Source organism: Methylomonas sp. BW4-1 (assembly GCF_052474385.1).
In genome coordinates this window covers 3,921,286-3,948,032 of sequence record NZ_CP184125.1, presented here as the reverse complement: position 1 = coordinate 3,948,032, position 26,747 = coordinate 3,921,286, and the positions used below count along the sequence as shown (strand labels likewise).

General features: G+C 51.8%; 22 protein-coding genes and 3 tRNA genes. 21 read left to right on the top strand and 4 right to left on the bottom strand.

What is annotated here, in order from left to right; all coding sequences use genetic code 11:
• Window positions 1-43: 43 nt before the first annotated feature.
• From ACH5Y9_RS18295 to ACH5Y9_RS18280, 4 genes are all read left to right on the top strand, one after another.
• On the top strand, window positions 44-829 hold the full coding sequence (locus ACH5Y9_RS18295) for a M48 family metallopeptidase (RefSeq protein WP_171696651.1): 786 nt from the start codon (window positions 44-46) through the stop codon (window positions 827-829).
• On the top strand, window positions 829-2,031 hold the full coding sequence (gene dapC, locus ACH5Y9_RS18290; protein WP_445367097.1) for a succinyldiaminopimelate transaminase: 1,203 nt from the start codon (window positions 829-831) through the stop codon (window positions 2,029-2,031). The genes ACH5Y9_RS18295 and dapC overlap by 1 nt, the downstream gene beginning before the upstream one ends.
• 124 nt (window positions 2,032-2,155) lie before the next feature.
• Complete coding sequence (dapD, locus tag ACH5Y9_RS18285; protein WP_445367096.1) at window positions 2,156-2,974, top strand: 2,3,4,5-tetrahydropyridine-2,6-dicarboxylate N-succinyltransferase; 819 nt, start codon at window positions 2,156-2,158, stop codon at window positions 2,972-2,974.
• A gap of 107 nt (window positions 2,975-3,081) precedes the next feature.
• Window positions 3,082-3,606, top strand: coding sequence for a hypothetical protein (locus ACH5Y9_RS18280; RefSeq protein ID WP_445367095.1), 525 nt, complete (start codon window positions 3,082-3,084; stop codon window positions 3,604-3,606).
• 83 nt (window positions 3,607-3,689) lie between these two features.
• Here ACH5Y9_RS18280 and ACH5Y9_RS18275 read toward each other — a convergent pair whose 3' ends face one another.
• Window positions 3,690-4,406: a hypothetical protein gene (locus ACH5Y9_RS18275; protein WP_445367094.1), complete on the bottom strand. Its 717-nt coding sequence runs from the start codon at window positions 4,404-4,406 to the stop codon at window positions 3,690-3,692.
• A 286-nt stretch (window positions 4,407-4,692) separates the two neighbouring features.
• Between ACH5Y9_RS18275 and ACH5Y9_RS18270 the strand changes: the two genes are divergently transcribed.
• From ACH5Y9_RS18270 to ACH5Y9_RS18245, 6 genes are all read left to right on the top strand, one after another.
• The gene (locus ACH5Y9_RS18270; protein ID WP_445367093.1) at window positions 4,693-5,130 is read left to right on the top strand and encodes a hypothetical protein; all 438 of its coding nucleotides are present in this window, start codon (window positions 4,693-4,695) and stop codon (window positions 5,128-5,130) included.
• A 360-nt stretch (window positions 5,131-5,490) separates the two neighbouring features.
• Complete coding sequence (locus ACH5Y9_RS18265) at window positions 5,491-5,736, top strand: hypothetical protein (protein ID WP_033155885.1); 246 nt, start codon at window positions 5,491-5,493, stop codon at window positions 5,734-5,736.
• 6 nt (window positions 5,737-5,742) lie between these two features.
• Window positions 5,743-6,081: an ArsC family reductase gene (locus ACH5Y9_RS18260; protein WP_445367092.1), complete on the top strand. Its 339-nt coding sequence runs from the start codon at window positions 5,743-5,745 to the stop codon at window positions 6,079-6,081.
• Entirely contained in the window at window positions 6,081-7,211 is a 1,131-nt protein-coding gene (gene dapE / locus ACH5Y9_RS18255; RefSeq protein WP_445367091.1) for a succinyl-diaminopimelate desuccinylase, read from the top strand. Before ACH5Y9_RS18260 ends, dapE begins: the two co-directional genes overlap by 1 nt.
• 343 nt (window positions 7,212-7,554) lie before the next feature.
• On the top strand, window positions 7,555-9,876 hold the full coding sequence (locus ACH5Y9_RS18250; RefSeq protein WP_445367090.1) for a CHASE domain-containing protein: 2,322 nt from the start codon (window positions 7,555-7,557) through the stop codon (window positions 9,874-9,876).
• Window positions 9,877-9,925: 49 nt separating this feature from the next.
• Window positions 9,926-10,660, top strand: coding sequence for a TIGR00266 family protein (locus ACH5Y9_RS18245; RefSeq protein ID WP_033155888.1), 735 nt, complete (start codon window positions 9,926-9,928; stop codon window positions 10,658-10,660).
• A gap of 13 nt (window positions 10,661-10,673) precedes the next feature.
• On the opposite strand, the gene radC is transcribed toward ACH5Y9_RS18245, so the two are convergent.
• The 3 genes from radC to ACH5Y9_RS18230 form a co-directional block, all read right to left on the bottom strand.
• Complete coding sequence (radC, locus tag ACH5Y9_RS18240; RefSeq protein ID WP_033155889.1) at window positions 10,674-11,348, bottom strand: RadC family protein; 675 nt, start codon at window positions 11,346-11,348, stop codon at window positions 10,674-10,676.
• Between the two features lie 153 nt (window positions 11,349-11,501).
• Window positions 11,502-12,848: an IS5 family transposase gene (locus ACH5Y9_RS18235; protein WP_445367089.1), complete on the bottom strand. Its 1,347-nt coding sequence runs from the start codon at window positions 12,846-12,848 to the stop codon at window positions 11,502-11,504.
• Window positions 12,849-12,998: 150 nt separating this feature from the next.
• Complete coding sequence (locus ACH5Y9_RS18230; protein ID WP_445367088.1) at window positions 12,999-13,199, bottom strand: hypothetical protein; 201 nt, start codon at window positions 13,197-13,199, stop codon at window positions 12,999-13,001.
• 237 nt (window positions 13,200-13,436) lie between these two features.
• Between ACH5Y9_RS18230 and ACH5Y9_RS18225 the strand changes: the two genes are divergently transcribed.
• The 11 genes from ACH5Y9_RS18225 to ACH5Y9_RS18175 all read left to right on the top strand — a co-directional run bounded on the left by ACH5Y9_RS18225 (window position 13,437) and on the right by ACH5Y9_RS18175 (window position 26,746).
• Entirely contained in the window at window positions 13,437-15,032 is a 1,596-nt protein-coding gene (locus tag ACH5Y9_RS18225) for an alkaline phosphatase D family protein (RefSeq protein WP_445367087.1), read from the top strand.
• An 84-nt stretch (window positions 15,033-15,116) separates the two neighbouring features.
• Window positions 15,117-16,352, top strand: a complete 1,236-nt coding sequence (locus ACH5Y9_RS18220; protein ID WP_445367086.1) for a glycerophosphodiester phosphodiesterase — start codon at window positions 15,117-15,119, stop codon at window positions 16,350-16,352.
• A gap of 447 nt (window positions 16,353-16,799) precedes the next feature.
• On the top strand, window positions 16,800-19,037 hold the full coding sequence (gene parC, locus ACH5Y9_RS18215) for a DNA topoisomerase IV subunit A (protein WP_445367085.1): 2,238 nt from the start codon (window positions 16,800-16,802) through the stop codon (window positions 19,035-19,037).
• A 192-nt stretch (window positions 19,038-19,229) separates the two neighbouring features.
• A tRNA-Pro gene (locus ACH5Y9_RS18210) sits at window positions 19,230-19,306 on the top strand.
• 6 nt (window positions 19,307-19,312) lie between these two features.
• Window positions 19,313-19,389 (top strand) — tRNA-Arg (locus ACH5Y9_RS18205).
• A 21-nt stretch (window positions 19,390-19,410) separates the two neighbouring features.
• Window positions 19,411-19,486 (top strand) — tRNA-His (locus ACH5Y9_RS18200).
• 1,681 nt (window positions 19,487-21,167) lie between these two features.
• Window positions 21,168-22,688 (top strand): B12-binding domain-containing radical SAM protein, encoded by a 1,521-nt coding sequence (locus ACH5Y9_RS18195; RefSeq protein WP_101052016.1) that lies wholly within the window; start codon window positions 21,168-21,170, stop codon window positions 22,686-22,688.
• A 4-nt stretch (window positions 22,689-22,692) separates the two neighbouring features.
• Window positions 22,693-23,688, top strand: coding sequence for a GHMP family kinase ATP-binding protein (locus ACH5Y9_RS18190; protein WP_445367084.1), 996 nt, complete (start codon window positions 22,693-22,695; stop codon window positions 23,686-23,688).
• Between the two features lie 94 nt (window positions 23,689-23,782).
• Window positions 23,783-24,601, top strand: a complete 819-nt coding sequence (locus tag ACH5Y9_RS18185) for a transketolase (RefSeq protein ID WP_101052018.1) — start codon at window positions 23,783-23,785, stop codon at window positions 24,599-24,601.
• Window positions 24,598-25,560, top strand: coding sequence for a transketolase family protein (locus ACH5Y9_RS18180; protein WP_445367083.1), 963 nt, complete (start codon window positions 24,598-24,600; stop codon window positions 25,558-25,560). Before ACH5Y9_RS18185 ends, ACH5Y9_RS18180 begins: the two co-directional genes overlap by 4 nt.
• Window positions 25,561-25,576: 16 nt before the next feature.
• The gene (locus ACH5Y9_RS18175) at window positions 25,577-26,746 is read left to right on the top strand and encodes a DegT/DnrJ/EryC1/StrS family aminotransferase (protein ID WP_445367082.1); all 1,170 of its coding nucleotides are present in this window, start codon (window positions 25,577-25,579) and stop codon (window positions 26,744-26,746) included.
• Window position 26,747: the final 1 nt, after the last annotated feature.

Here is a 26,747-nt window from a genome sequence, read left to right as displayed (position 1 = left end):
TTACGTTAAAATGCCGCTTCTTTTGCTTGCGGATGTTGTCGCCATGTTGAAAAAATTCCTGCTTTCCACGGCTGTTTCCTTAGCGGTAACTGCTTGCGCTACTAGCCCTACCGGCCGTTCCCAGTTTATCTACATGTCCGATAATCAGGTCGATCAAATGGGCTTGCAATCCTTCAGCGACATGAAAAGCAAAAACCCTATTACGCAAAACCCACGCTACAGTCAATTTGCCAGCTGTGTGGCGCAAGCCATTACCCAACAAACCGGCGGGCAATGGGAAGTGGTGGTGTTTGAAGATGAAACCCTGAATGCGTTTGCATTGCCTGGCAACAAAATTGGTGTACATACCGGTCTGATCAATCTGGTCGACAATCAAGATCAACTGGCGGCGGTGATAGGTCACGAGGTAGGCCACGTCCTGGCGCGCCACAGTAATGAGCGTTTGTCGCAGGAAACCGCGGTCAGCACCGGATTATCGATGGTGCAAGCCGTGTCGCAGCCGCAAACCGCATTGGGGCAAACTGCGCTGGGCTTATTAGGCGTTGGCGCCCAATACGGTGTCATCCTGCCGTTCAGCCGGGTGCATGAAACCGAAGCCGATACCATCGGTTTGGATTTAATGGCCAAAGCGGGATTTGATCCGCGGCAGAGCGTGAATTTGTGGTTGAAAATGGATAAGGCTGCGCAGGGCGGCCAACCTATCGAATTTATGTCCACCCATCCATCGCACGGTAGCCGCATCGAGAATTTGAATCAGCATATGAATCAAGCGTTGCAGATGCAGCAACAAGCCAAAAACAACGGTAGACAGCCGCATTGCAGCAAATAATGAATCCGCATTTATCGCAATTACATCCGTATCCCTTTGAAAAACTGGCTACGCTGAAACAAGGCATTACGCCGCCGGCCGATAAAGCCCATATCGCGTTGTCGATCGGCGAACCGAAACACGCCACCCCGCACTTTATCCAGGAAGCCTTGCTGCGGCATTTGCACGGCTTGACGCAGTATCCCACCACCAAAGGTTTGCCGGACTTGCGTCAGACCATTGCCGACTGGACCTGCCGCCGTTTTGGCATTCCGGCCGGCGGTGTGGATGCCGAGACTCAGGTATTACCGGTCAACGGCACCCGCGAGGCATTGTTCTCCTTGGTGCAGGCGGTGATTGATCCGGCAGAGAAGCCGGTGGTAATCATGCCCAATCCGTTTTATCAGATCTACGAAGGCGCGGCCTTGTTGGCTGGCGCCGAGCCGTATTATCTGAATACCGTGGAAGCCGATGGTTATTTGCCGGATTTCGACAGCGTGCCGGAGGCGATTTGGCAACGCTGCCAACTGATGTTTATTTGCTCGCCGGGCAATCCAACCGGCACGGTGCTGACACCAGCCGATCATCTGAAATTATTGGCTTTTGCCGAAAAGTACGATTTTGTCATCGCTTCCGACGAGTGTTACACAGAGCTTTACGACGACGAAGCCCATCCGCCGCAAGGCTTGCTGCAAAGCGCTTATCAGGCCGGCATTACCGATTTCAAACGCTGCGTGATTTTCCAAAGTCTGTCCAAGCGTTCCAATGCGCCGGGTTTGCGTTCCGGTTTTGTGGCCGGCGACGCCGAGGTGTTGAAACAGTATTTTAAATACCGCACCTACCACGGCTGCCCGATGCCGGTGCCGACCCAGCACGCCAGCATCGCCGCTTGGAACGATGAAGAGCACGTCAAGCATAACCGCCAGTTGTACCGCGACAAATTCAGCGGGTTTATCGAAATTTTGCAGGATGTGTGCGAGATTAGCCGGCCGCCGGCCAGCTTTTATATTTGGTTAAAGACGCCTATTGCAGATACCGAATTTGCGCGGAAATTGTTCGCTCAGCAAAACATCACGGTGTTGCCCGGTAGTTATTTATCCCGCGATAGTGGCGGCATCAATCCCGGCGCTAACCATGTCCGCATCGCCTTGGTCGCACCGATTGAGGAATGTGTTGAGGCTGCGCAGCGGATTAAAGCATTTCTCAATGAAAACAAGCCGTAGGAATTTCCCCTCTTTGAAAAAGAGGGGCTAGGGGAGATTTTTAGATAAATCCCCCTCGACCCCCCTTTTACAAAGGGGGAAGAAACCCAGACCCTTTTTTAAAACCATTCCAAGAAGTGAAACCATGTCAAACCTGGAAACCATCATCAACGACGCCTTTGAAAACCGCGCCGAAATCAGCCCGTCCACCGTCTCAACCGAAGTGCGTAACGCGGTTGCCGAAGCCTTGAATATGCTTGATAAAGGCGAAGCCCGCGTCGCCGAGAAAAAAGACGGCGATTGGGTCACCAATCAATGGCTGAAAAAAGCGGTGCTGCTGTCGTTTCGCATCAATGAAAACAAAGTCATCGAAAGCGGCGACGTGCGCTATTACGACAAGGTGCCGACCAAATTCGGCCAGTACAGCGAAGCCGATTTTGCTCAAGCCGGCGTCCGCGTGGTGCCGAATGCGGTCGCCCGTTACGGTTCCTACATTGCGCCCGGGGCGATTCTGATGCCGTCTTACGTCAACATCGGTGCTTATGTCGACAGCGGCACCATGGTCGATACCTGGGTGACCGTGGGTTCTTGCGCACAAATCGGTAAAAACGTGCATTTGTCCGGCGGCGTCGGTATCGGCGGCGTATTGGAGCCTCTGCAAGCCAACCCCACCATCATCGGTGACAACTGCTTCATCGGCGCCCGCTCCGAGATCGTCGAAGGCGTGATCGTCGAAGATAATTGCGTGGTATCGATGGGCGTCTACATCGGCCAAAGCACCAAGATTTTCAACCGGATGACCGGCGAAGTCAGCTACGGTCGCATTCCAGCCGGCTCAGTGGTCGTCTCCGGCAACCTGCCCAGCAAAGACGGCAGCCACAGCCTGTATTGCGCGGTGATTATCAAGCAAGTGGACGAGAAAACCCGCAGCAAAACCGGGATTAATGAGTTGTTGCGGGATTGATATAAAGCTAGAAATGTAGCTGGGTAGAGCGAAAGCAATGCCCAGCTGAAAGCTTTGCTATTGTGGAGTTTTATTGCATTTAACCCAATTTTATTCGGAGACAAATTTTGAAAATTGACACTCGTGGTGCTGCAATTATTCGGTCAATTGCAAATGGCGGCACACTTAAAGCTGCTGGAGAATCAATTGGCGTCAGTGACACAAGAGCGAGCCAAATACTGCACAGATATTGCCGACATATTGGCTTATCAAGTATCGTTAGCGAGATAAAGAGTAACCCTTCAATCTATCTCGACAAAATCGGCGAAATAACAGAGATCGAAAAATGTCCCATCCCTCAGAAAACAATTCGCGACCTTGTCTGGAAGTTGAAGTTAAGTTCTGAAGATCAATTAACTCCCAAATACCTGTCAAATATAACGGCCACGCAGCTACTCTTGGCAGATGTATCGCTAACCACGGTTTCTGATTTGCAAGAATGGCTGCAAAATTCAGGGTTATCATTAAAAAGACATGCCCCAGAACGCAATGAAGAAATCAAGGCTATCAGACGAGCCGTTAATCTTTTAGATGCCTTTTGTTTTGATATTTCGACAATCAGAGATCAATTTTCACATCTCATCAGCGAATAACTATGTGATCGGGCTCATCGCAAATGAAAAAGCTGTAGATAATAGGATCGGCTGCACGTTGCTCCATCCTAAAAAATTGATGGCTAATCCGTAAATCCCACTCTCTCAGCCCGAATCGTAAACACCATCACCAACTCTTCATCCTGTTGCAATGTCAACGGCGTCGGCAGGCCGTCCGGGCCTGGTTGATCGCCGATAATCGGCTCAATGCAGACATACTCCGCTTTTTTATCGCTCCAAATACCAAACGCCAACGATAGGCCTTCAGACAACGGCGAGATGTGGCAAGTCATCGTCACCGTGTAATCGGTTGTGCTTAACTGGATCGGTGCCGCTGGCGAGTTGGCGTGATGCACTCTCAAGCTATCGTGCGGGAGCGTTGCAACTTCGATCTGCGTATCCGCAATCTCGATAAAACTGTTGGGCGAAATCGAAAAATAGGGGTGAAAGCCAGGGCGAACCAAGGCGGTTTCCGACATCGCGCGAATGCGGGTGCTGACGGTCAGGGTTTTGCTGTTTGCTTCCGTCTGCTCTTGCCAATCGGTGATTACCTCGACGCTGCCCCAGTTAGTTTCGTCAGGCGCGGTGAGGTTTTTTTGGTGCGGCAGATCGCTGTCGCAAGGCGTTATGCGGTATTCGCCGTGTTTAAGCGCGAAAGGTGGCGATAATTCTTCAAAATTAGGTATGCACAGATACACACCGCCGCGCGAACCGCCGTCGGCTTTATCGTGTAAGGGTTGGATAATATGAATGTCGTCTAACTGCCAATTGACTAGGGTGCCTGTGTCGGTGAATTTCATGAGGGAAAATGTATCCTGTGCTGGAATGGTTTTACGGTATTGGGTATGGCGATATTTGAGTGAGTTTGTAGGGGCCGCGAAGCGGCATAAGTTGCCAGTCTGCGGTCATGGGTCTCAAAAATAAGTGCCTTGAGGGCTATTGTAAACAACGGGGCAGGGAATATGGGGGATTTCAGGTTGCCTTGATGATGTTTCTGTAACCGGGCGCTGCTGATAGACTCAGGATTGTCGAATTTTCGACTGTAATAAAATCAAACGGCAACCTCGTTTTATCCAGGTAGAGACGATGCAAACAACCGATATTTTTTCCTTGAAAAGCCACGTGGGCGAATATCAAGATTGGCCATTGCAGACTCAATTGCTGATAAAAGGCTTGCCGAGCTCGTCTTATGTGCCCGGCTATCGGCTTTTGCATCAATTTCAAACTCCCGCGCATGAATACCTGTTAATTTGCGATTGGGATTGTCCCTTTGAAGAAGCGACAGAGATAATCTTGCTGGATAGCCAGTTCAACGTGCTGGCGGTGCGTTCGTTTGGCGTGCCCTACGGCTCTTTCTGGCTGGACGAGGTGTGGGTGTTGGACGATGCCAACCTCAAGCTTAGGTTTTTTCGAGATGAGGATTGGCAAGTGACTATCACGCCGCAAAACGTCCCTTGCCTGCATTTTTCAAGCAGAAGCTGGCTGCCGGTGTTTAGAACGCGGATACAGTTAAAACGGCTTTAAGCAGATAGATCGACCGGAGGCGGTCTGCCGCTCGGGTTTTTACGGCTATGCAGCCCTAGGTAGGAATTTTCCGAACCAACCGATGTAAATTGCAAATGTAGCTGGTAAGCTGGTCCTGAGAATCGAAACGGGAGTATGCCCGGCGGAAAATAGCCGATCAGGGAAAGTATGACGGCGCGCGAGGGAGTTTTAACGCATGGCAAGGATGAGCGGCTATGCGTTACAATGCGGGCATAAGTTTCAAGGAGGCAACACAGCATGAATGCGAACCCTTTCGATACGCTGCCTACGCGCAGTTGATTTAATCGCCGCCAGTTGCCGGCCCCGTTTTTCTCTTCAATCCTAACCTGCGAGCACACCATGCCAGAAAATATTTCCAATAATGCCCTAATCCTCGCCCTGTTATCTCTGAACGGCGAGATCGCTATTCAAAAAGACTACCTGGAATCCGATGAAATTCCGGAAGACGAGGTAGCCGATGAGGAAGAAGTGCTGGACGATTTGGAGCAGGCTTTCATGGAGTTTGTGGACGTTTACAAAGCGCGTGCCCACGCCGATAAAACCTTGCCTAGCCTGGAAGAATTGTTGGCCGGAGAAGAAGGCTAATAATCCATGTTGGTAATGTACGGCATCAAGAACTGCGATAGCGTTAAAAAGGCGCGCACTTGGCTGGAGGCGCGGCACATTGCCTACCGCTTCCACGACTATCGAATCGATGGCCTGGATGCGGCTTTGCTGCAACGCTTTGTCGATGCGCTGGGCCTGGATGCCGTGCTTAACCAACGCAGCACCAGCTGGCGTCAGTTGGACGATGCCCAAAAATCCGATTTAACGCCCGACAAGGCCGTGCAACTCATGCTGGCTGTGCCGACCCTGATCAAGCGCCCGATTCTGGATGATGGACAGCAACTGATCGTCGGCTTCAATCCCGATCAGTATCCTACCGAATAATGAGTGAAACCCTTTCTTTGCTAGAAGCGTTGATTCGTCGCGAATCAGTGACCCCCCACGACGCCGGTTGCCAGGATTTGCTGGCGCAGCGCTTGACCAAGCTTGGCTTTGTTGACGAGCGCCTGAATTTTGCCGATACCCAAAACCTGTGGTTGCGAAAAGGGCAACAGGCGCCGCTGTTCGTGTTTTTAGGGCACACCGATGTTGTGCCGACCGGGCCGCTGGCGGCGTGGGATTCGCCGCCGTTCGAGCCAACCATCCGCGATGGCAAACTCTATGGCCGTGGTGCCGCGGATATGAAAGGCGGCATTGCCGCGTTTGTCACAGCCGTGGAGCGCTTCATAGCTGAATATCCCGAACATAAAGGCTCGATAGCGATCATGATGACCAGCGACGAGGAGGGCATAGCCACTCACGGTGTGGTCAAGGTGGTCGAAGTGCTGGAGCAGCGCGGCGAAAAGATCGACTGGTGCTTGGTCGGCGAACCCTCCAGCGATAAAAAAATCGGCGATGTGATTCGGGTCGGCAGGCGCGGTTCCTTGTGCGCCAAACTGACGGTGCTGGGTATTCAAGGCCACGTGGCTTATCCGGAATTGGCGGAAAACCCAATTCATACTTTCGCGCCCGCCTTGAAGGAATTGACCGAGGAAGTATGGGACCACGGCAATCAATTCTTCCCGCCGACCCGCTTGCAGGTGTCCAATATCAACGGCGGCACCGGTGCGGAAAACATCATTCCCGGCCAGGTGGAGGTGCAGTTCAATCTGCGGTTTTGCACCGAATTGGATGAAGCCACCATTAAAAGCCGCACTCAGGCAATTTTGGACAAACACGGCTTCAAATACGATTTGCAATGGCGCTTGTCCGGCAACCCATTCCTGACCTCGCAAGGCGAATTAATCGACGCCACGCATGCGGCGATTGAAAGCGTCTGCGGCTTCCAGACTTTGGACGATACCGGCGGCGGCACCTCTGACGGCCGTTTTATCGCGCCGACCGGTGCGCAAGTGATTGAGCTGGGGCCGTTGAACGCCAGTATTCACAAAGTTAACGAACATATCGGTCTGGATGAGTTGGAAGTTTTGAGCCGGATTTACCAACAGATTTTGGTGAACTTGCTGGCGTATTAAGCAGGTTCTTAAAATATCGGGCACTCCCGCTCCAGCGGGAGCCCAACTGCCCAGACAGGACTTGCACCCAACCTATTTAAACAATTGCCTTCTCCCGGTCGTCACCCACTCGGCCTTTAATGCTTTGCCCAAACCGCTAGAAAGTTAGAGCAGCGCCGGCCACATGATTTAACTATTCCGAAGCGCCCAGGGGATTATCTTCAAGCAGTGAGTACCGATGGTTTGATGCCGAATTCCGCCGGATACTAATCGCAATGACCACGCTATACTTTTAAGCGCAGATTTAGGCGTTAATTTGGTCGACGGTCTGAAACGGAATATTCCGATATCAACAGGGGAAAGCATGACTACTGGCCCTGCTCCACAAAAGTTATTGGCGCGCTACCGGCATTACTATCCGGCTCTGCTGATTTTGCTGATTTCGCTGTCTGCCTTGTTTGTGGCTTGGCAAGATCTGAATTGGCGTTATCAGCAGCGGTTACAGGAATATTTCGATTTCGAAACCCAACGCCTTACCAGCGACATCAGCAAACGCATGGCTTTGCATGGCCAAACGCTACGCAGCGCCGCCGGCTTATTCGCCGCCAGCGACGAGGTTACCCGAGAGGACTGGCGCGCTTTTGTCGAAATGCTGGAGTTGGATCGCAGCCATCCCGGGGTGCAAGGCGTGGGCTATACGGTTCGGATTCCCGCCGGGCAGCTCGAACAGCATATTGCCGATATTCGCCGCCAGGGTTTTCCTGACTATGTAGTTAATCCGTTAGAGCCGCGCACCGAGTATTCCAGCATCATCTATTTGGAACCGTTCAGCGGCCGCAATCTCCGCGCGTTCGGTTACGATATGTACTCAGAACCGATTCGGCGCAAAGCAATGGAGCGCGCGCGCGATAACGGCGAGTTGGCCTACACCGGTAAGGTGGTTCTAATCCAGGAAACCAAGGCCGATTTACAAGCCGGAATGTTGGCGTACTTCCCGGTGTATCGCAACGGCAGCATCCCGCAAACCTTAGAGCAGCGCCGTTCCGCTCTACTGGGCTGGGTATACATTCCTTATCGTATGAATGACTTGCTGAAAGCCATCCTGGGACAGGATTTATTGGCCTTGCGCCTGGAAATTTTTGATCAGGACGATCTGAGCGCCGATGGCCTGCTTTACGATAGCCAGACCGGCTTGATGCCGGCAGCGTTTAAAACCCAGGATGATGCGAAGACACGCAGCCAGCGTCTGGATTTGGGCGGGCATTTTTGGACATTGCGTTACACGGCCATGCCAGCCTTCAGCAAGACCGCCAAATTCGAGCCGCCCTGGGTTGAAGTATTGGCGTTGGTATTAATCAGCTTTTTGCTGTTTTTTATTACCTGGGCCTATATCAACGCGCGCCGAAACGCGGCGATTGCCCTGCAATTGACCGAGTCGTTACGGCAAAGCGAAAGCCGGTTCCGCAGCTTGTTCGAAAACTCGCCGGTGGCTTATCTGGCACTGGATAGGCAAGGTAATTTGTTGGATGTTAATCCGCAATTGTGCGCGCTGCTGGACTACGACGTTGATGAACTGATAGGCCGAAAATTGTTTGAGTTTGTTGCGGCGGAATCGGTTCAGGATTTTCAATTAAAACTGCAAATGCTCAATCATTATGGTTTGTTGGAATGCGAATTGTCGTTGCTGACAAAATTGGGGCACATGCTGACCGTGATTCTCGACGGTCGCTTGCAAGGCGATAAAACCCGTCCGGCGGTTATTCATTGTATTTTGACCAATATTACCGAGCGCAAGCGCGCCGAAGATAAGCTGCAATTGGCGGCCAGGGTGTTTAGCGATGCGCATGAAGGCATCACCATCACCGATGCGGCCGGTAACATTATCGATGCTAATCCGACGTTTTGCGCGATAACCGGTTATAGCCGCGAGGAAGTGATCGGCCGCAATCATAGTATTCTGCAATCGGGAAAACACGATGCGCAATTCTATAAAGACTTGTGGCAAACCCTGCAAACCGAGGGTTGCTGGCAAGGCGAGATATGGAATCGCAAGAAAAGCGGCGAGTTATATGTCGAATTGCTGACGATCTCGGCCATGCGCAACCGCACCGGCGAAATTCTGAATTATGTCGGTTTGTTTTCCGACATCACCCAAGCCAAACTTCAGCAGCAGGAGCTGGAGCGCTTGGCCCATCACGACCCGTTGACGCAATTGCCTAACCGCATCTTGTTCAACGATAGATTTTGTCAGGCCTTGGCGCGCTGTAAACGCGACAGTACCTTATTGGGTGTCGTGTATATGGATCTGGACGGGTTCAAACAGGTCAACGACCAGTTCGGCCACGAGGCTGGCGATACATTGCTGATCGAGGTGGCTAAGCGGATAAAGGCCAATTTGCGCGAGGACGACACGGTGTGCCGATTAGGCGGCGACGAATTTGCCTTATTGATGGGCGGTCTGGAATCCAAACCGCAGTGTGAGCAAGCCTTGCTGCGTGTTCATCAGGCGATTTCCCAGCCCTACTATATCGGCGGGCAAACCGCGAAAATTGGCGTCAGTAGCGGTATTACCTTATGTCCGCTGGATGTGGGTACGCCGGATTGCTTACTCAGTCACGCCGATCAGGCCATGTATCTTGCCAAACAGCAGGGCCGAGGCAGCTATGAATTTTTTCAGCCCGGTTGAGTCTGCTTAGCAAGCGTTTAATTTTTCTACTAAATAAGAGGAGATACCTATGCGTTGCCATCAAGTCGATTATCAGATTATCGGTCATGACATCCAAATGGTCGAAGTCGAGCTCGACCCCAAAGAAACCGTGATCGCCGAAGCGGGGGCGATGACGTATCTGGAGCAGGATATAGACTTCGAAGCCAAGATGGGCGACGGTTCCGGTGGGGTGATGGATAAGCTGTTTGGTATTGGCAAACGCATGTTGACCGGCGAATCGGTATTTTTGACCCATTTCACCAATCACGGTGCGCAAAAACGCCGGGTGGCCTTTGCCGCGCCGTTTCCAGGCTCAATCGCGGCATTGAATATGGCTGAATTGGGTGAAGAAGTGATTTGCCAGAAATCGGCGTTTTTAGCGGCGGCTTACGGCACCCAAGTGGATATTGCCTTCAACAAACGTCTGGGCAGCGGCTTTTTCGGTGGCGAAGGTTTTATTCTGCAACGTCTGCGCGGTGACGGCATGGCCTTTATCCACGCCGGCGGCACGGTGATCCGTAAGGAATTGCGTAACGAAACCTTGCGTCTGGATACCGGCTGTCTGGTGGCGTTCAGCGGCGACATCGATTACAACATTGGCATGAGTGGCGGCTTGAAAAGCATGCTGTTCGGCGGTGAGGGCTTGTTTCTGGCGACGCTGACAGGCACCGGTTCGGTGTGGATCCAGAGCATGCCGTTTTCACGCTTGGCGGAGCGGGTGTTAAGCCAATATAAGCCAACTATCGGTCAAGATAGCCAGTAGCGGCGGTCAAGCGCTAAAGCAAGCCATGTTCGGCAAACGAAAAGGGTTGGCCGTCGCCGACGATGAAATGATCCAGTACGCGGATGTCGAACAGGCCCAAGGCCTGTTTGAGTTTGTCGGTAATTTGCCGGTCGGCTTGGCTGGGTTCGTTGATGCCGGACGGATGATTGTGAGCAAATATGACCGCCGCCGCATGATGAAATAAGGCCCTTTTTGCCACTTCGCGCGGATAGACGCTGGCGCCGTCTATGGTGCCGCGAAACAGCTCTTCCCATTGAATCACCCGATGCTGGTTGTCCAGAAACAGGCAGGCGAACACTTCGAAACTGTAGCTACGCAATTGGGCGCTGAGATAAGCGCGCGTGATGTCCGGGCTGGTCAAGGCGCTGCCGCGTTGCAATATCTCGGCGAAATGGCGGCGGGCCATTTCTAGTACGGCTTGTAATTGGGCGTATTTTGCATCGCCTAAACCGTTGCTCCGGCAAAAGCGTTGTTGATCGGCACCAAGCAGCGCCTGCAAGGAACCATATTCGCTCAACAAATCCCGGGCCATATCCACCGCCGACTTGCCGGGCGTGCCGGTGCGCAGAAAAATCGCCAGTAGCTCGGCGTCCGTCAGCGCGGTAGCGCCGCGCTGCAATAGTTTTTCACGGGGTCGCTCGTCTGTGGGCCAATTCTTGATGCTCATCAACTCCTCCCGGCCGTTAATAATTGATTTTAAGCATAGAAGAAGCAGAAGGAGTTTGCCATGACGCAAACTGAAAAGATTAATGGGCTGATTGCGCCGAGAGTTTAGATGGTCGTCCCTGAAAAAGCCGAAATTTTTCAGGAGCGACGCCCCTCAGGCGAACGATAAAAATGGTTCGGATGAAAATGCGCCCCAAAGCCGAGACAGCGACTGCCAAACATGAGGCCAAAAAATCCTCAACCGCCTGAGGATCAAACGGATGTTGTGGCCGGCACCGCACAGGATGGCATGCAATGCATCGCCCAGTTCGCCTTTCAGGTAGTTGCGCCCCAATAATCCGTCGTTCTTCAAGTGGCCGATGATCGGCTCGATGGCGTTGCGACGTTTCAGGGCCCGTTTGAGTCGTCGGGTATCCACGCCGCGTTTTTGCCGGGCTTTGTAAATCGTGACCCCGGGTACCTCGACCCCACGATAACCCAAGTCCACAAACGCTTCTTTGGCGCGTGTGCCGCTTAGAATTTCCGCCTGTTCCAGACAGGATTCCAGGGTGTGACCATCATAGGGATTGCCGGGAAAGCTACGTGCACCCAGCACGAAATTGCTTTTGTTGGTGACGGTGATACCCACTTTAACGCCGAACTCATATTTTTTGTGGACCTTGCCTTTGGCAATGCATTCCACTTCCGGGGCGTGAAAACTGTACAGTTTGTTTTTATCCTGCGGTTGCTGATTCAAAATCCGTTGGGTTTTCTCCAGCGTTTCTTTGAACGCCCCTTTGACAGCGTCGGATTGATTGTCCAATTGGCGCTCAATGTCACGGTAAACCCGACCCACCAGGGTTTTCAGTTGTTTGAGCATTTTGCGTTTGCGCTTCATGTGCTTGGCATGATGGTAGCGGTTGGCCATTAGCAGCAAATACGGAGCCTTGCGGTTATAGTTTTGCCGCAACGGAATCTCATGCTGCTCGGCTAAACGCACCAGATGCTGGCGGCAGCGTTCGTACAATTTGCCATCGGTTGGATACGTGATGGCTTTTTCTTGAACCGTGCTATCGACCGTCACCGATTCAAAATCCTGTTTTTTCACGGTCTGACTGTCGACACCTGCTTGAATGGTCACCATTAACATCCACTCGCAACCGGCTTCACCGATCCGCTTCCGCCAATAGGTCAGCGAGGTGGGGTGACAAGGCATCTGGTGTTGGAAGTACTCTGCGCCACAAAAATATTGCCAATAGGGATTTTCCAGCCATTGCGCCACGACCGCTTCGTCGGAACGGGCAAACGCATGTTTAAGGTAATGAAGTCCAGCAATCAGTCGCGTGGGCAAGGTGTGCGCCCCTTGATTCTCTGTGAAAAACTCGCCAAAGGCGTCATCCAGGACTTTCCAGTCGATCAGATGAGCCAGTTGGTAAAGTTCGTGTTTTGGATTTAACAGGTCGGCCAGCGGCGTGTTGAATAAATCGATTTGTCCGCTCGTTTCTTGGGATTTTGGCTTCATTTTGAATAAAAATTTGCAAGAAATTAATATCTATTTTACCCGTTTCTTGCAATTATTACCCGGCTTTTTTATTAAATATCCAATGTAATTCAATGTGTTAGTGTTGATTTTATGACTTTTCAGGGGCGACTAGATGTGTTGCACCCAAAGTTAGCGTTGAAAGGAACGATTGCAAGGCGTTGGCATGGTTGCCGCAACTTGGCGAAAGGGGCTTGCTCCTGTTGCGAAGCCTAATTTGTCCGCCAGCAAGGCCAGCAATCGTTCGGTTTCCGCCATGCCTTTCTCATTGCGCGGATACAGCCGCAGTTCGGCAGGCAAACGGGCGTCGATGTATTGCAGTGATTCGCGCATGGTACATAAGGTTGCTTCGCTGGTGATCAGCACCGGAATGGTCTTGGCATTGGCACGCTGACTTCTTCCCGATACGGCACCGCGCGGTAATCGAGCATTCAGCGCACTAACTCGCTGATATGGGATACCGGAATCGTCGATAAACCTTTCCAGTTCTTTCTCTTAGGACCTTAATCAGATTGTCATTTGCCGCTGCCTATAATCCCGGCCTCTTCACAACGCTTAGGAGCAGTCACAATGCAATTCATAAAGCCAACCAAACTGGCATTGGCAATAGCCGGCTTGTTAGCGCTGAACGCGCCGGTATTTGCGGAAACCGTTGATGTACCGCAAATGGAACAAGGTATTCAGATCGGCGATTTAGCGCCTGGACGTGCTATCGTTTGGAGCCGGGCGGATCGGCCGGCGCGGATGATGCTGCAATATGCTTATAACCCGCAGTTCAAGGACGCGATTAGTATCCGCGGCCCCTATGCATCGGCAGAAACCGACTTTACCGCCCGTCAGGACTTGACGGGATTAGCGGATGGTAAAGACGTCTATGTGAAAGTCTGGTTTGAGGATTTGACTAATGCTCGCGGCAAAAGCGCACCGGTGGTCGGACATTTCTATACTATCGGTAAGCGCGACGACATCCGCTTCGTTTGGGGCGGCGACACCGCAGGTCAAGGCTGGGGTATCAACGAGAGCTTTGGCGGTATGAAGATTTACGAAGCCATGCGCCAAGTCCAGCCGCAGTTTTTCATTCAAAGCGGCGACAACGTGTATTCGGACGGGCCTATTCCGGAGAGCAAACTGGCCGAGAACGGCCAGATTTGGACTAACTTGGTCACGCCGGAAGTAAGCAAAGTCGCTGAAACCTTGGACGAGTTCCGTGGCCGCTACAAATACAATCTGCTAGACGAAAACGTCCGCCGTTTCAATGCCGAAGTGCCGCAAATCTGGCAGTGGGACGATCATGAAGTGGTGAATAACTGGTCGGATTCCAAAGACCTAAGCGTCGATCCGCGCTACACCGAAAAGAATGTACCGACGTTGATTGCCCACGCCACCAAAGCCTTCTTGGAGTATGCGCCGTTGCGCCCGCACGACGCGGAAGAATCCGAGCGGATTTATCGCAAAATTTCCTACGGCAAACTATTGGACGTGTTCGTACTGGATATGCGCAGCTATCGCGGCCCTAACACCGCCAATCTGCAAACTCAAGAAAATGCCGAAACCGCTTTCCTCGGTGCCGAGCAAATGGCTTGGCTGCAGGACGAGTTGAAGCACTCTAAAGCCACCTGGAAAGTCATCTCCGCCGACATGCCGATTGGTTTGAATATCGGCGACGGTAACACGGCCCAAGGCCAGGCGCGTTGGGAAGCTGTAGCTAATGGCAATGATGGGCCGGCAGCGGGTCGGGAGCTGGAAATGGCTCGTCTGTTGAGTTTTATCAAGCATGAGCAAATCAACAACCTGGTTTGGCTGACTGCCGATGTCCATTATGCCGCCGCGCATTATTATGATCCTGCCAAAGCGGCATCCAAAGACTTCGCGCCGTTCTGGGAGTTCGTCGCCGGTCCGTTAAATGCCGGCTCCTTCGGACCCAACAGCACTGACGGCACCTTCGGTCCGCAAGTGGTTTTCTCGAAAGCGCCGCCAACCGGTCAAGCCAATCTGTCGCCTTACGCCGGCCTGCAATTTTTTGGTGAAGTGAATATCGACAAGAAAAGCCGCGCCATGACGGTGGATTTTAAGGACATCGACGGCGCTGTGGTCTTCAGTAAATCCCTGGCGGCGGAAGCCGAACGTGAACGCGAGCACGATCATAACGACCGCGATCACGACTAAAGCCAAGTGGCCGGGACGGTAATTGCCGCCCGGCCATTTCTCCGGTTAAGCCCTTTAAATTCGAGCAAAATTAGGACTCTATTCATGTTGAAACCCACGTTATTGACTATGGCCATGCTGGCTGCTATCGGTATCCAAAACAGTGCTCAGGCGCAGCCGCACAGTGAACATCACGAACACGCCAGTGCCGGCCCGCTGGTCATCGGCCATCGCGGCGCGTCCGGCTATCGTCCCGAACATACGCTGGCAGGCTATGCACTGGCGATTGAATTGGGTGCGGATTTTATCGAACCCGACCTGGTGTTGACTAAGGACGGCCAAATGATTGCCCGCCACGAACCGATGATAGGCGGCACCACCGATGTGGCCAATCACCCGGAATTTGCTGATCGCAAAACCACCCGCATGGTAGACGGCGTAGCCGTGACCGATTGGTTTGCCAGCGACTTTACTTTGAAAGAAATCAAAACCCTGCGCGCTATCCAAACCCGCGGTCGGGATAATTCATATGACGGTGAGTTTGAAATCCCGACTTTGAATGAAGTGATTGCGCTGGCCAAGCAGCAAAGCGCAAAAACCGGTCGCCGGATTGGCATCTACCCTGAAATCAAGCATTCCACCTATCATGCCGATCTGAAAAATGCTGAAGGCAAGCCTTTGTTCGGCCTGAACTTCTTCGAAGACAAATTGTTGAAAAAACTGCATAAGGAATACGGCAACAGTGCTTGCGCGCCGGTGTTTATCCAGTCTTTCGAAGTCAGCAATTTGCAATATTTAAGCCGTAAGACCGACATCAAATTGGTACAACTAATCGATGCCGACGACGTCAACGCGGACGGCTCAGTATCTCTGGTTGCACCTTACAAGCAGCCTTATGACTTTGTAGTAAAAGGCGATCAACGCACATTCGCCGACTTGCTGAGCAGCGACGGTCTGGATTTTGTTAAATCCTATGCCGATGCTGTCGGTCCCTGGAAACCGTATCTGGTAAAAACAGTAGCCGTCGATTTTGACCGCAACGGCGATGGCAAAATAAACATTAACGACCGGATTGTCGAAGGCAGTACCGGCGTAGTGGAAATGGCCCACGATAAAGGTTTGCTGGTGCATACCTGGACTTTCCGCAACGACGCCAGTGGCTACGGCTTTGCCGATCCGCAGCAGGAAATGACCTATTACTTTGATTTGGGCGTGGATGGCTTGTTTACCGACTTTGCCGACACCGGAGTTGCGGCACGTGATGCCTCGGTGCACGGGGATGGCACGCAGGCTGGAGAATGTTGCGGATTGGAGTGGAGTCACCTAGGGCGTCATCGTTAGCGCTAGTCGATGATTGTCATTATGTTCTGCAAGCTCCATGGCTTGCGGAGCATCGCCTTGGTGTTAGGCGAACAAGCGCCGGAACGAGTTGTACTTTACTATTGATACGTTAGCGGCGAGCTTGTTCCAGCGGATGGTGGTAGTCATTAGTTGGCCGAGCGTACCGTGCCCGGGCTGTAACCTCATCCCCGAAAGGTTAACTACGCATGGCAAAGCGTATATGATTTGGATAGCTGGCAAGTTTGTCGGTGTCACGTGATGCCGGCTTGGAGTGGCTAAAATTCTTGATCAGCACGCAACGAATTTGGCTTTGTTTGGGTTGATTCATTGAATCCACCCAGAGAAGGCCAATGTCCAGCACCCCATCATGCTACGACTGTGGTATTTTAGCCGCCCTCTATTTCGTCGCGGTTCGGCGGCTTTCAACACAGGATTATTCGCAAAACCATGGGTGTACAGGAAAACTTCGAACAACTCCCGCTAAAAGAATTCACCGAAAAAGCCTATCTGGATTATTCCATGTATGTGATTTTGGATCGGGCTTTACCGCACATCGGTGACGGTCTAAAGCCAGTACAGCGCCGTATAGTGTACGCGATGTCCGAGTTGGGCCTAACGGCGTTGGCCAAATACAAAAAATCGGCCCGTACCGTCGGTGACGTGCTGGGTAAATACCATCCGCATGGCGATTCGGCTTGTTACGAAGCCATGGTGTTGATGGCTCAAGACTTTTCTTACCGTTATCCCTTGATTGACGGCCAGGGCAACTGGGGTTCGCCGGATGATCCAAAATCTTTTGCCGCCATGCGGTACACCGAGTCACGGCTGACCGCTTACGCGCAAACCTTGCTTAGCGAATTGGGGCAGGGCACGGTAGATTGGACCGACAATTTCGACGGCACCTTAAAAGAGCCCAGCCTCATGCCGGCCCGCTTGCCGAATGTGCTGCTGAACGGCACGATGGGTATCGCCGTGGGGATGGCAACCGATATTCCGCCGCACAATCTTCGCGAAGTCGCCAATGCTTGTCTGCAATTACTGGACGATCCGGAAACGCCACTCGAAAATTTGCTGACGCATATCAAAGGGCCTGATTATCCCACCGATGCCGAGATCGTCACGGCTAGCGCCGATATTCAAAAAATGTATGCGACCGGCAACGGCTCGATAAAGATGCGTGCCAAATACGAGCTGGAAGACGGCAATATCGTCATCACGGCTTTGCCGCATCAGGTGTCCGGTGCCAAGTTGCTGGAGCAAATTGCCGCGCAAATGCTGGCGAAAAAGTTGCCGATGATCGAGGATTTGCGCGACGAATCCGATCATGAAAATCCCACACGCCTGTTAGTGATTCCCAAGACCAAGCGCATCGACGTCGATGCGGTAATGTCGCATTTATTCGCCACCACTGACCTGGAGAAGAATTATCGGGTCAATATGAATATGATCGGCTTGAACGGGAAGCCGCAGGTCAAAAATCTACGGATGATTTTGACTGAATGGATCAGCTTTAGAACCGAAACTGTGCGCCGCCGTCTGCAATATCGTTTGGATAAAGTGCTGGCACGTTTGCATATTCTGGAAGGTTTGCTGATCGCTTATCTGAATATCGACGAAGTGATCGCCATCATCCGTAGAGAAGATCATCCCAAGCCGGTTTTGATGGAGCGGTTTGGCTTGAGTGATTTGCAGGCGGAAGCAATCCTTGAGCTGAAATTGCGGCACTTGGCCAAGCTCGAGGAAATGAAGATTCGCGGTGAACAGGACGAACTGGAGCAGGAACGCCAGGCCTTGGAAAAAACCTTGGGCTCTGAACGCTTGTTGAATCGACTGATCCGCAAGGAAATCGAACGCGATGCGGAAAAATACGGCGATGATCGGCGTTCGCCCATCGTTGCGCGGGATGCGGCTCAGGCTCTGGATACCACAGAGCTGATTGCCAATGAACCGGTGACGATTATCTTGTCGCAAAAAGGCTGGATCAGGGCGGCCAAAGGCTATGACATAGAAGTCGAAAGCTTGAGCTATCGCGCCGGCGATGCGTATTTATCGTCAGCGAAAGGCCGGACCACGCAATCGGCGTATGTATTGGACTCCACGGGCCGAGTCTATACCATTACGACTCATGATTTGCCCTCTGCGCGAAGTCAGGGTGAGCCGCTGACCGGTCGGCTTAATCCGCCGCCAGGTAGTTTGTTTACCGATGTATTTACTGGGCAAGCCGACGATTGGCTATTGGTTGCCAGTAATGCCGGTTACGGTTTTCGAGTGCAGCTAAAAGAGCTGCAAAGTAAAAATAAAGCCGGTAAAGCGTTGTTGAGCTTGCCAACTGGCGCCAAAGTTTTAACGCCGGCGCCGATTCCAGCTGGTCACGACTTGCTGGCGGTTGCGACCTTGCAGGGTAGATTGTTGATATTTCCAGCATTGGATCTGCCCGAGTTGGCGAAAGGCAAGGGGAATAAGCTGATTCAGATCCCTGGCGGGGACTTGGTTTCCGGTAAGGATGCTGTGGTCGCGGTAACGGCGTTGTCGGCGAGCAGCGAATTGAAAATCGTCTCCGGCAAGCGGCATGTCACCCTGAAAGCCATGGATATTGCCCAATACACTGGCAATCGTGCGAATCGCGGCACAGCATTGCCGCGTGGTTTCCAAAAAGTGGATGGGTTGGAGTGTATTGTTGCTTAATACTTTGCGGTGCTGGACATATTATTGGGAGTTTAAAAGCTTTTTTTGGGATTTTTTGTGCCAACTATTTGAGGCTCAAAATCGGTTTATCAGATCAGTTTGAAAAAATCTGTTGACGTAAGCAATCAATGTCTTTATCATAGTCATCTTTCTGGAGCGCTTCTGCTCTTCGGGATAATAAGAAGGTCAATTCGGGGTATAGCGCAGTCTGGTAGCGCGTCTGCTTTGGGAGCAGAATGTCGGGAGTTCGAATCTCTCTACCCCGACCAAGATTTGCGCTTGTAGCTCAGCTGGATAGAGCATCGGCCTTCTAAGCCGAGGGTCGCAGGTTCGAGTCCTGCCAAGCGTGCCATCGCAAAAAATCATCATTATGGTGAGCGTAGCTCAGTTGGTAGAGTCCCGGATTGTGATTCCGGTTGTCGTGGGTTCGAGCCCCATCGTTCACCCCAATAAATTCAATAACTTATCATTCAAAGGCAGTTGCTGTGAGTGATAAAGTTTCAAAAGAAAGTCTTCATTTACAATGATTGCTCTCTATTCCTGCGTCCCGTGCTTCGGCGGCTAATGAAAAAAGACAACAAATGAGAACGGCTATTTCATGCGCTTATTATGCGCGTCTGGAATTTGAGGCCGTCAGGCGTGGTATGACCGGATTTGCCTTGGCTGTTGTTTTGCTGCAAAAGTCAAGCGATGAAAATTTCCCATTGAAGTCGTCTGGTTCTTAGTTTGAAATTAGCCTTCTTTTTCCGGGTTTTGAATTGGCGGGCGGCCAGTTCGAGCTAGACAAAGCCGAGGCTTGTTCTGTGGTCGAAAACTCCCAAGGGTACTACGCGCGCCGTTGACAGTCTCTGCGCAACATTACCCGGCATGCCATCAGTGTAAAATGCCTTCCGCGTCAAACACGCCCGATAAGTGGAGTGGTGGCAACGCAGCTTGCAATTCCGAGTCTACCGACATAACGCTGAACAATGCAATGTGCCGAATTGTCGGCGGATCGAGCGTAAAAACTCTCGTGGATAGGCGAGAAAATGCCAGTTGTCCTGGTTGGGGGCTTGATTGTTCGATGCCATTGTCGGGCATTATGGTGCGCGGCGCCAATCGCTTACGTCATTCTGAAGCTAGGCACGATTTGCGTGCTATGCTCGATCTCGCGAGCACGAGGGCGTTTGGTTTTGGGGGTGTTGCGTCAGCAGGCTGTTTTCACTAGTGAGATCCTCAGGCTATTGATAGCCTGGTAAGGCCTCGAACAATTCCGTTAGAATGGATTTTGATACGGTCATTTTTTCTGTTTTAATCGCCAGAAGCCTTCGAACTTAAAACTGTCTCTTGCCGGGGTGTAGGTGGAAGCGGGCGAGATTGAGTTCATGTAGTCTAGGCTCGTTGTACAAATATGCTTGGTTAATTTTGACGATTCAAGGCTGATCGATCATGGTTGTATCTAGTGAAGTAAGTCATGGCTCTTATTAAATTGGTTGGCAACGTAGATTGCTTTTTTACAAAAAACATTTTAAGCTCTTAATAATGTGTGGAATAAATAAAATATTAAGAGATAAAGTATTTTGTATTTATTAGGCTTGGCTCATGGGGATTTTCTGGTCAAATACGTAACTTTTATCTTCATGATAATCGCCTTTTCAGCAGGCGGTTGAAATTATTTTCGACGTTGAGTATCCATAAGTATGGTTACTACAAAACATTGTCGACAAGTTATTGATTTTTTGTTGTCGATGAGTAAACTTTAATGATTAGGCTGTGTTTTGAGGGTGATTTTCTGACTGAATTGTGTTTTTAACGGGGTCTTAAATCAACTGGTGTCAGAAGCTAGTCAATGATGCTATTATTGGCTTGACGTCGATCCGAATAATTAAATAGATTGAGTTATCAACTTTAAAGAGAAGTGGGTGGATGTGCCGTAAAACATAACGTTACGACCGCTTCGGCAGGTAGTGGAAAGGTGTTTTATCGTGTACAAGTCGGTCTTCCCTGAAAAGGCTTTTTTACAACGTTTAACAACTGATGCCGTAGAAATTGAAGCGCAATTACATAAGCAGAATTGCTTTAGATTATGTTTTTTCGGTTACCTAAATGAGTCGCAACAGACCTTAGTCTCACATAATAATTAAATACTAGATGGATGTATTGTTCATAAACCCCGATTCGTCTACTAAGGCTTATCAGGATCTCGCTAAAACCTATTCAGCTATCGAGCCCCCTACATGGGCACTTTTACTGGCGGAGTCATGCCGAAGCAAGGGATTTGATGTAGCCTTAATGGATTGCGACGCTGAGCGTTTGACGCTTGAACAATCGGTTCAGCGCATTGATGAGCTCAACCCCCGTTTGGTAGTGTTTGTTGTTTACGGGCAAAACCCCAATTCCGGAACAACCAGTATGATCGGCGCATTGGCCTTGGCTAGCGCGTTTAAGGATGCTGCTGGTAACCAAACGCCGATTGCCTTTGTTGGGTCGCATACGAGCGCTTTGCCTCTGGACGTTTTGGCTCATGAGTGCGTCGATATTGTGTTGCTCAACGAAGGTGTTTACGCATTGCACAACCTGTTGAAAGGCAATCTCAAGAGCGACTTGGCGCATGTCAAGGGCATCGGCTATAAACAAAGCTCTTCGGCTTTGCCCGTGCTCAACCCGCCTCAGTCCGTGGTGCCGCAGGAACGAATGGACGAAGACCTGCCGGGTTATGCCTGGGATTTGCTGCCTTACCGCGAAAAACCACTCGATCTTTATCGGGCGCATTTCTGGCATGCCGAGTTCAGCCACGACAAACGCACACCGTTCGCGGCTATTTACACCTCGCTAGGTTGCAATTTCGGTTGCGATTTCTGCATGATCAACATTGTCAATCGGTCCGATAACGGCGCCGGCATTGATGCCTCGCACTCCCGCGGCATGCGTTTCTGGTCGCCAGCCTGGGTAATTCGCGAAATGGAGAAACTGGCGACGCTTGGCGTTCGCACACTACGCATCAGCGACGAAATGTTCTTCCTCAATCGTAAGTATTACGAGCCGATACTGCAAAACGTGGTCGATAGAGGTTTCGACTTTAACATGTGGACTTATTCCCGCGTCGATACCGTCAGGCGTGATGCGCTCGATTTATTTAAACGCGCCGGCGTAAATTGGCTGGCGTTGGGCATCGAGGCGGGTAATCAAATGGTGCGCCAAGAAGTTTCCAAGGGGTCGTTCAAGGAAGTCAATATCCGTGACGTGTGCGACACGATTGGCGATGCCGGCATCAGCATTATCAGCAACTATATCTTCGGCTTCCCGGATGATACGCTGGAAACGATGCAGCAAACGCTCGATCTTGCCATCGAGCTCAATACCGAGATGGCCAACATGTATCCTTGTCAGGCCTTGCCGGGCAGTCCTATGTACCATATTGCCAAACGCAACGGCTGGAAACTGCCCGAGACTTACGAAGGCTTTGCCTTCCTGTCGTATGAATGCGAACCGTTGCCGACTAAGTATTTGCGTTCGGAGGATGTGTTGCGTTTCCGTGATCAGGCATGGCAAACCTACTTTTCAAATCCCGCTTATCTCGGGCTTGCCGAGCGCCGTTTTGGTGTGCAGGAGCGCAAGAATATCGAGGACATGGCTAGCATCCGCCTTAAGCGAAAATTGTTGGGAGATTGAGCACTTGATTATCACCAGAACCCCGTTCAGGATTTCGTTTTTTGGGGGGGGCACCGATTACCCGGGTTGGTATCGCGAGCATGGCGGCGCCGTGCTGTCGACCTCCATCGATAAATATTGTTACATCAGTTGCCGTCGCCTGCCGCCGTTTTTCGACCATAAACACCGCATCGTCTATTCCTTGATCGAAAACGTCAAACATAACGACGAAATTCAACATCCCGCGGTGCGCGCGGTGCTTAACTGGGCAAATGTTGCAGAAGGCCTGGAAATTCATCACGATGGCGACCTGCCTGCTCGTTCCGGTTTGGGTTCCAGTTCGTCGTTTACCGTGGGCTTATTGAACGCCTTGCAGGCCTTGCAAGGGCGAATGACGAACAAGGATGAATTGGCCAGCGATGCGATTCACATCGAACAAAACTTGATTGGTGAGAATGTCGGCTCCCAGGATCAAGTGTCCGCGGCCTTCGGTGGCTTCAACCGGATTGAGTTTCATACCAACGATACCTTCGACGTTGCACCGTTGATTCTGCCGCAACAGCGCCAACAAGAGCTCCATCAACATTTGATGCTGTGCTTTACCGGCTTTTCGCGTATCGCCTCCGAAGTCGCGAAGTCGAAAATCGACAATTTGAAAAATCGCGAAAAAGAGCTGAAGTTGATGCGGGCAATGGTTGACGAGGCTATTGCATTGCTGCAGGACGGCCGCGAACCCATCGAATCCTTTGGTAAGCTGTTGGATGCCAGTTGGCATTACAAACGTAGCTTGTCCGAGCGGGTGTCCACCCCAGAGATCGACGAAATATACAATGCGGCCATGGACGCCGGCGCCATCGGCGGCAAAATTTTGGGCGCGGGTGGTGGTGGTTTCTTATTGTTGTTTGCTAAACCGGAGAAACAGGCCGTGATTCGCGAACGGCTCAACAACTTGATTCACGTGCCGTTCAATTTCGAAGACTCCGGCAGCCGAGTGGTTCTCTACCAACCCAACGGACTTTAATTGTGATGCACCAGTTTTTATGTCTTGGCCTTTATGCAGGGGTGGCCAACGGTTCGCCCCGTTCTCGAACCAACGCCGAAACGGAGGCGCTGCTTTGAATTCCCAACCCCTTGATTTACGCGCCAAGGCCCATTGGGTCTGGAGAGAGACGCTAGCGATCCACCGTCGCGCGCCTGAGACTCGGCTGGCTTCGTCGCTATCAGCCGTTGAAATTTTCGTCGCCTTGTATTACGGAGGCGTCTTGCGTTTCGATGCCTCTCAGCCATTGGCGGCGCATCGTGACCGTTGCGTGATCAGTAAGGGCCACGGTTCAATTTGCATGTATCCGATTTTGGCCGATCTCGGTTTTTTTTCGAAAGATGAATTGTTGCGAGTTTGCCATAGCGGCGGTTTTTTGGGCGGTATTCCCGATCCGGTGATTCCCGGTTATGAGACCGTCAACGGTTCGCTCGGTCATGGTCTGGGCGTAGCCACCGGTATGGCTCTGGGCTTGAAGCGGCTCGACAGTGATCGACAAGTGTTCGTTGTGTCGGGCGACGGTGAATTGCACGAAGGCGCCAATTGGGAGGCAGCGATGTTTGCCTCTCAGCACAGGCTCGACAATCTGAATCTCGTCATCGACGACAACGGTATCAGCATGCTCGGCTATACCGATGACATCGTCAGCCACCATTCGCTAAGCGAGCGCTTAACCGCGTTTGGCTGGGATTGCCGCCGAGTCGATGGTCACGATGTGTTGGCTGTGCAGGCTGGTTTGTTGGAGATGAAGGCGACGACGGCTGGTAAACCGAAAGCACTGATCGCCAAAACCTTGAAAGGTCGCGGTGTGCCGGGTTTGGAGAATGCGCCTTTGTCCCACATTCTTAATCCCAAGCCGGAATTAATTGACAGTCTACTGGAGCAATTGCCATGACGACCAAGCCGCTACCGATGCGCGATGTTCTGCTTGATCGGATTTGGCAAGCGATGGAGCAGGATGCAAAAATATTTTTCGTCAGTGCGGATTTTGGTTCGCCGATACTGGATAAAATACGCGCCGATTTCCCCTCCCGGTTTGTCAACGTCGGCATCGCCGAGCAAAATTTGATCAACGTGTCTGCTGGTCTGGCGCTCGAAGGGTTTACCGTGTTTGCTTACGCGATCGCGCCGTTCATAACCATGCGCTGTTACGAACAGATTCGTGTCAGCTTGGCATTGTTGTCGGAGGTGCGGCCGATTAACGTTAATTTGATCGGCGTCGGCGCCGGGTATAGTTACGTGGTTTCCGGGCCGACGCACCAGTGCTACGAAGACTTGACCCTTATGCGCGCGATGCCGAATTTTCAGGTGTTTTCCCCCGCCGACCATGTAACCGCTGGAGCATTGTTCGAGCGCTGCGTATCGGCTACCGGCCCCAAATATTTGCGCTTTGATGCTCAGGTATTGCCGGTAATCTACGAACAAACGGCACCTGATTTGCGATTGGGTTTTCACGTTCACCGTCGAGGGCGGCGCATATGTTTGCTGGCGACCGGCTACATGTTACATACCGCGCTGAAGGTGGCGGCTCAGCAAGACCCCGAGCACGATGTCGGTGTCATCGATTTGGTGGACATTGCGCGTTTCGATGAGGATAGCTTAGCTGACGAACTAGCTGGCTATCAAGGCTTGGTCAGTTTGGAAGAAGGCTTCAGTGGCCGCGGTGGGGTTGATGCCATGCTATTCGATTTTCTGGCTCGACGGAACCTGCCTTTGACGCTGCTCAATCTGGGGGTCAATGGCGGCTACCGTTTTGAGCTGGGTACACGGGCCGAATTGCACGAACAAGTCGGCATAGGGCCGGAAGCCGTGCAACGGCGCGTTGCGGCCTTCATTCAATCACTTTCTCATTAACCGGGTATTCGACAACATGAAATTCCCCCTGATGCGTAACAACATTCTGCGCGAAGATCTCGACGCAGTGATCGAACATCTCAAACAAGACGATCCGATTTTGACTCATGGTGCGAACGTGCGCGCGTTCGAGGCCGAGTGGTCGGAGTGGCTGGGCGTGAAATACAGTGTTTTCCTGAATTCCGGTGCATCGGCCAACCTGCTGACCATGGCGGTGTTGAAAATACGCCACCCCGAAGGCGGCGAAGTCATCGTGCCGCCGCTGGCCTGGGTATCCGATGTCGCATCGGTGTTGCAGAACGGCTTTACCCCGATATTTGCCGATATCGATCCGGCGACGCTGGCGATGGATACGCAACAAATTCTGAGTAAGATTACCGACAAAACCCGCGCCGTATTTCTGACTCACGTCCAAGGTTTCGATGGCCTGACCGACGAACTGGTCGCGGAACTCGAGCGCCGCCACATTCCGTTGATCGAAGATGTCTGCGAATCGCACGGCGCCCGCCATAACGGTAAATTGCTGGGTAGTATCGGCTGGATTTCCAATTTTTCCTATTACTACGCCCACCACATGAGCACCATTGAGGGCGGCATGGTTTGCACCAACGACCCCGAGGTCTACCAGCAAGTTCGCATGTTGCGTTCGCACGGCATGGTGCGCGAGGCGACCGACAATGATTTGAAGGCACGCTACATCGACGAAAATCCGCAGCTCAATCCGGATTTTATTTTTGCCTATCCGGCCTATAACACCCGTAATACCGAAATCGGCGGCATAATGGGCCGTAGCCAACTCAAACGCCTCGATATGATCGTACAACGGCGTACCGAAAATTTGCTGCGCTTTCTCGACAAAATTGATGCGTCCAAATACCGCACCGATTTCAAACTTGAGGGGTCGAGCAATTACGCTTTTAATCTGATCCTCAAAGAGGCCGACGATAATTTGGTTCAACGAGTGATGAAAAAAATGCGCGAATCCGGCATCGAATTCCGCCGAGGTAGCGCCGGCGGCGGCAACCAGATCCGTCAGCCGTATTTGCGGGGCATCGTGCCGGAAGGCCATCATCTGGAATATCCGAATACCGAACACGTTCATTTTTACGGATTTTACATCGGCAATTTCCCCGACTTGAACTGTGCCGAAGTCGACGAACTGTGCGCGTTGCTCAGCGCGGTTTGAC

What these genes read in the sequence shown, in the direction of transcription:
- ACH5Y9_RS18270 (WP_445367093.1), top strand. Translation starts at nt 4,693, where the DNA reads ATGCAAACAACCGATATTTTTTCCTTGAAAAGCCACGTGGGCGAATAT.
- ACH5Y9_RS18230 (WP_445367088.1), bottom strand. Translation starts at nt 13,199, where the DNA reads ATGCGCGAATCACTGCAATACATCGACGCCCGTTTGCCTGCCGAACTG.
- ACH5Y9_RS18295 (WP_171696651.1), top strand. Translation starts at nt 44, where the DNA reads ATGTTGAAAAAATTCCTGCTTTCCACGGCTGTTTCCTTAGCGGTAACT.
- ACH5Y9_RS18265 (WP_033155885.1), top strand. Translation starts at nt 5,491, where the DNA reads ATGCCAGAAAATATTTCCAATAATGCCCTAATCCTCGCCCTGTTATCT.
- ACH5Y9_RS18195 (WP_101052016.1), top strand. Translation starts at nt 21,168, where the DNA reads ATGGATGTATTGTTCATAAACCCCGATTCGTCTACTAAGGCTTATCAG.
- ACH5Y9_RS18220 (WP_445367086.1), top strand. Translation starts at nt 15,117, where the DNA reads ATGTTGAAACCCACGTTATTGACTATGGCCATGCTGGCTGCTATCGGT.
- ACH5Y9_RS18180 (WP_445367083.1), top strand. Translation starts at nt 24,598, where the DNA reads ATGACGACCAAGCCGCTACCGATGCGCGATGTTCTGCTTGATCGGATT.
- ACH5Y9_RS18175 (WP_445367082.1), top strand. Translation starts at nt 25,577, where the DNA reads ATGAAATTCCCCCTGATGCGTAACAACATTCTGCGCGAAGATCTCGAC.
- parC (WP_445367085.1), top strand. Translation starts at nt 16,800, where the DNA reads ATGGGTGTACAGGAAAACTTCGAACAACTCCCGCTAAAAGAATTCACC.
- ACH5Y9_RS18235 (WP_445367089.1), bottom strand. Translation starts at nt 12,848, where the DNA reads ATGAAGCCAAAATCCCAAGAAACGAGCGGACAAATCGATTTATTCAAC.
- radC (WP_033155889.1), bottom strand. Translation starts at nt 11,348, where the DNA reads ATGAGCATCAAGAATTGGCCCACAGACGAGCGACCCCGTGAAAAACTA.
- dapE (WP_445367091.1), top strand. Translation starts at nt 6,081, where the DNA reads ATGAGTGAAACCCTTTCTTTGCTAGAAGCGTTGATTCGTCGCGAATCA.
- ACH5Y9_RS18275 (WP_445367094.1), bottom strand. Translation starts at nt 4,406, where the DNA reads ATGAAATTCACCGACACAGGCACCCTAGTCAATTGGCAGTTAGACGAC.
- dapC (WP_445367097.1), top strand. Translation starts at nt 829, where the DNA reads ATGAATCCGCATTTATCGCAATTACATCCGTATCCCTTTGAAAAACTG.
- dapD (WP_445367096.1), top strand. Translation starts at nt 2,156, where the DNA reads ATGTCAAACCTGGAAACCATCATCAACGACGCCTTTGAAAACCGCGCC.
- ACH5Y9_RS18260 (WP_445367092.1), top strand. Translation starts at nt 5,743, where the DNA reads ATGTTGGTAATGTACGGCATCAAGAACTGCGATAGCGTTAAAAAGGCG.
- ACH5Y9_RS18245 (WP_033155888.1), top strand. Translation starts at nt 9,926, where the DNA reads ATGCGTTGCCATCAAGTCGATTATCAGATTATCGGTCATGACATCCAA.
- ACH5Y9_RS18250 (WP_445367090.1), top strand. Translation starts at nt 7,555, where the DNA reads ATGACTACTGGCCCTGCTCCACAAAAGTTATTGGCGCGCTACCGGCAT.
- ACH5Y9_RS18225 (WP_445367087.1), top strand. Translation starts at nt 13,437, where the DNA reads ATGCAATTCATAAAGCCAACCAAACTGGCATTGGCAATAGCCGGCTTG.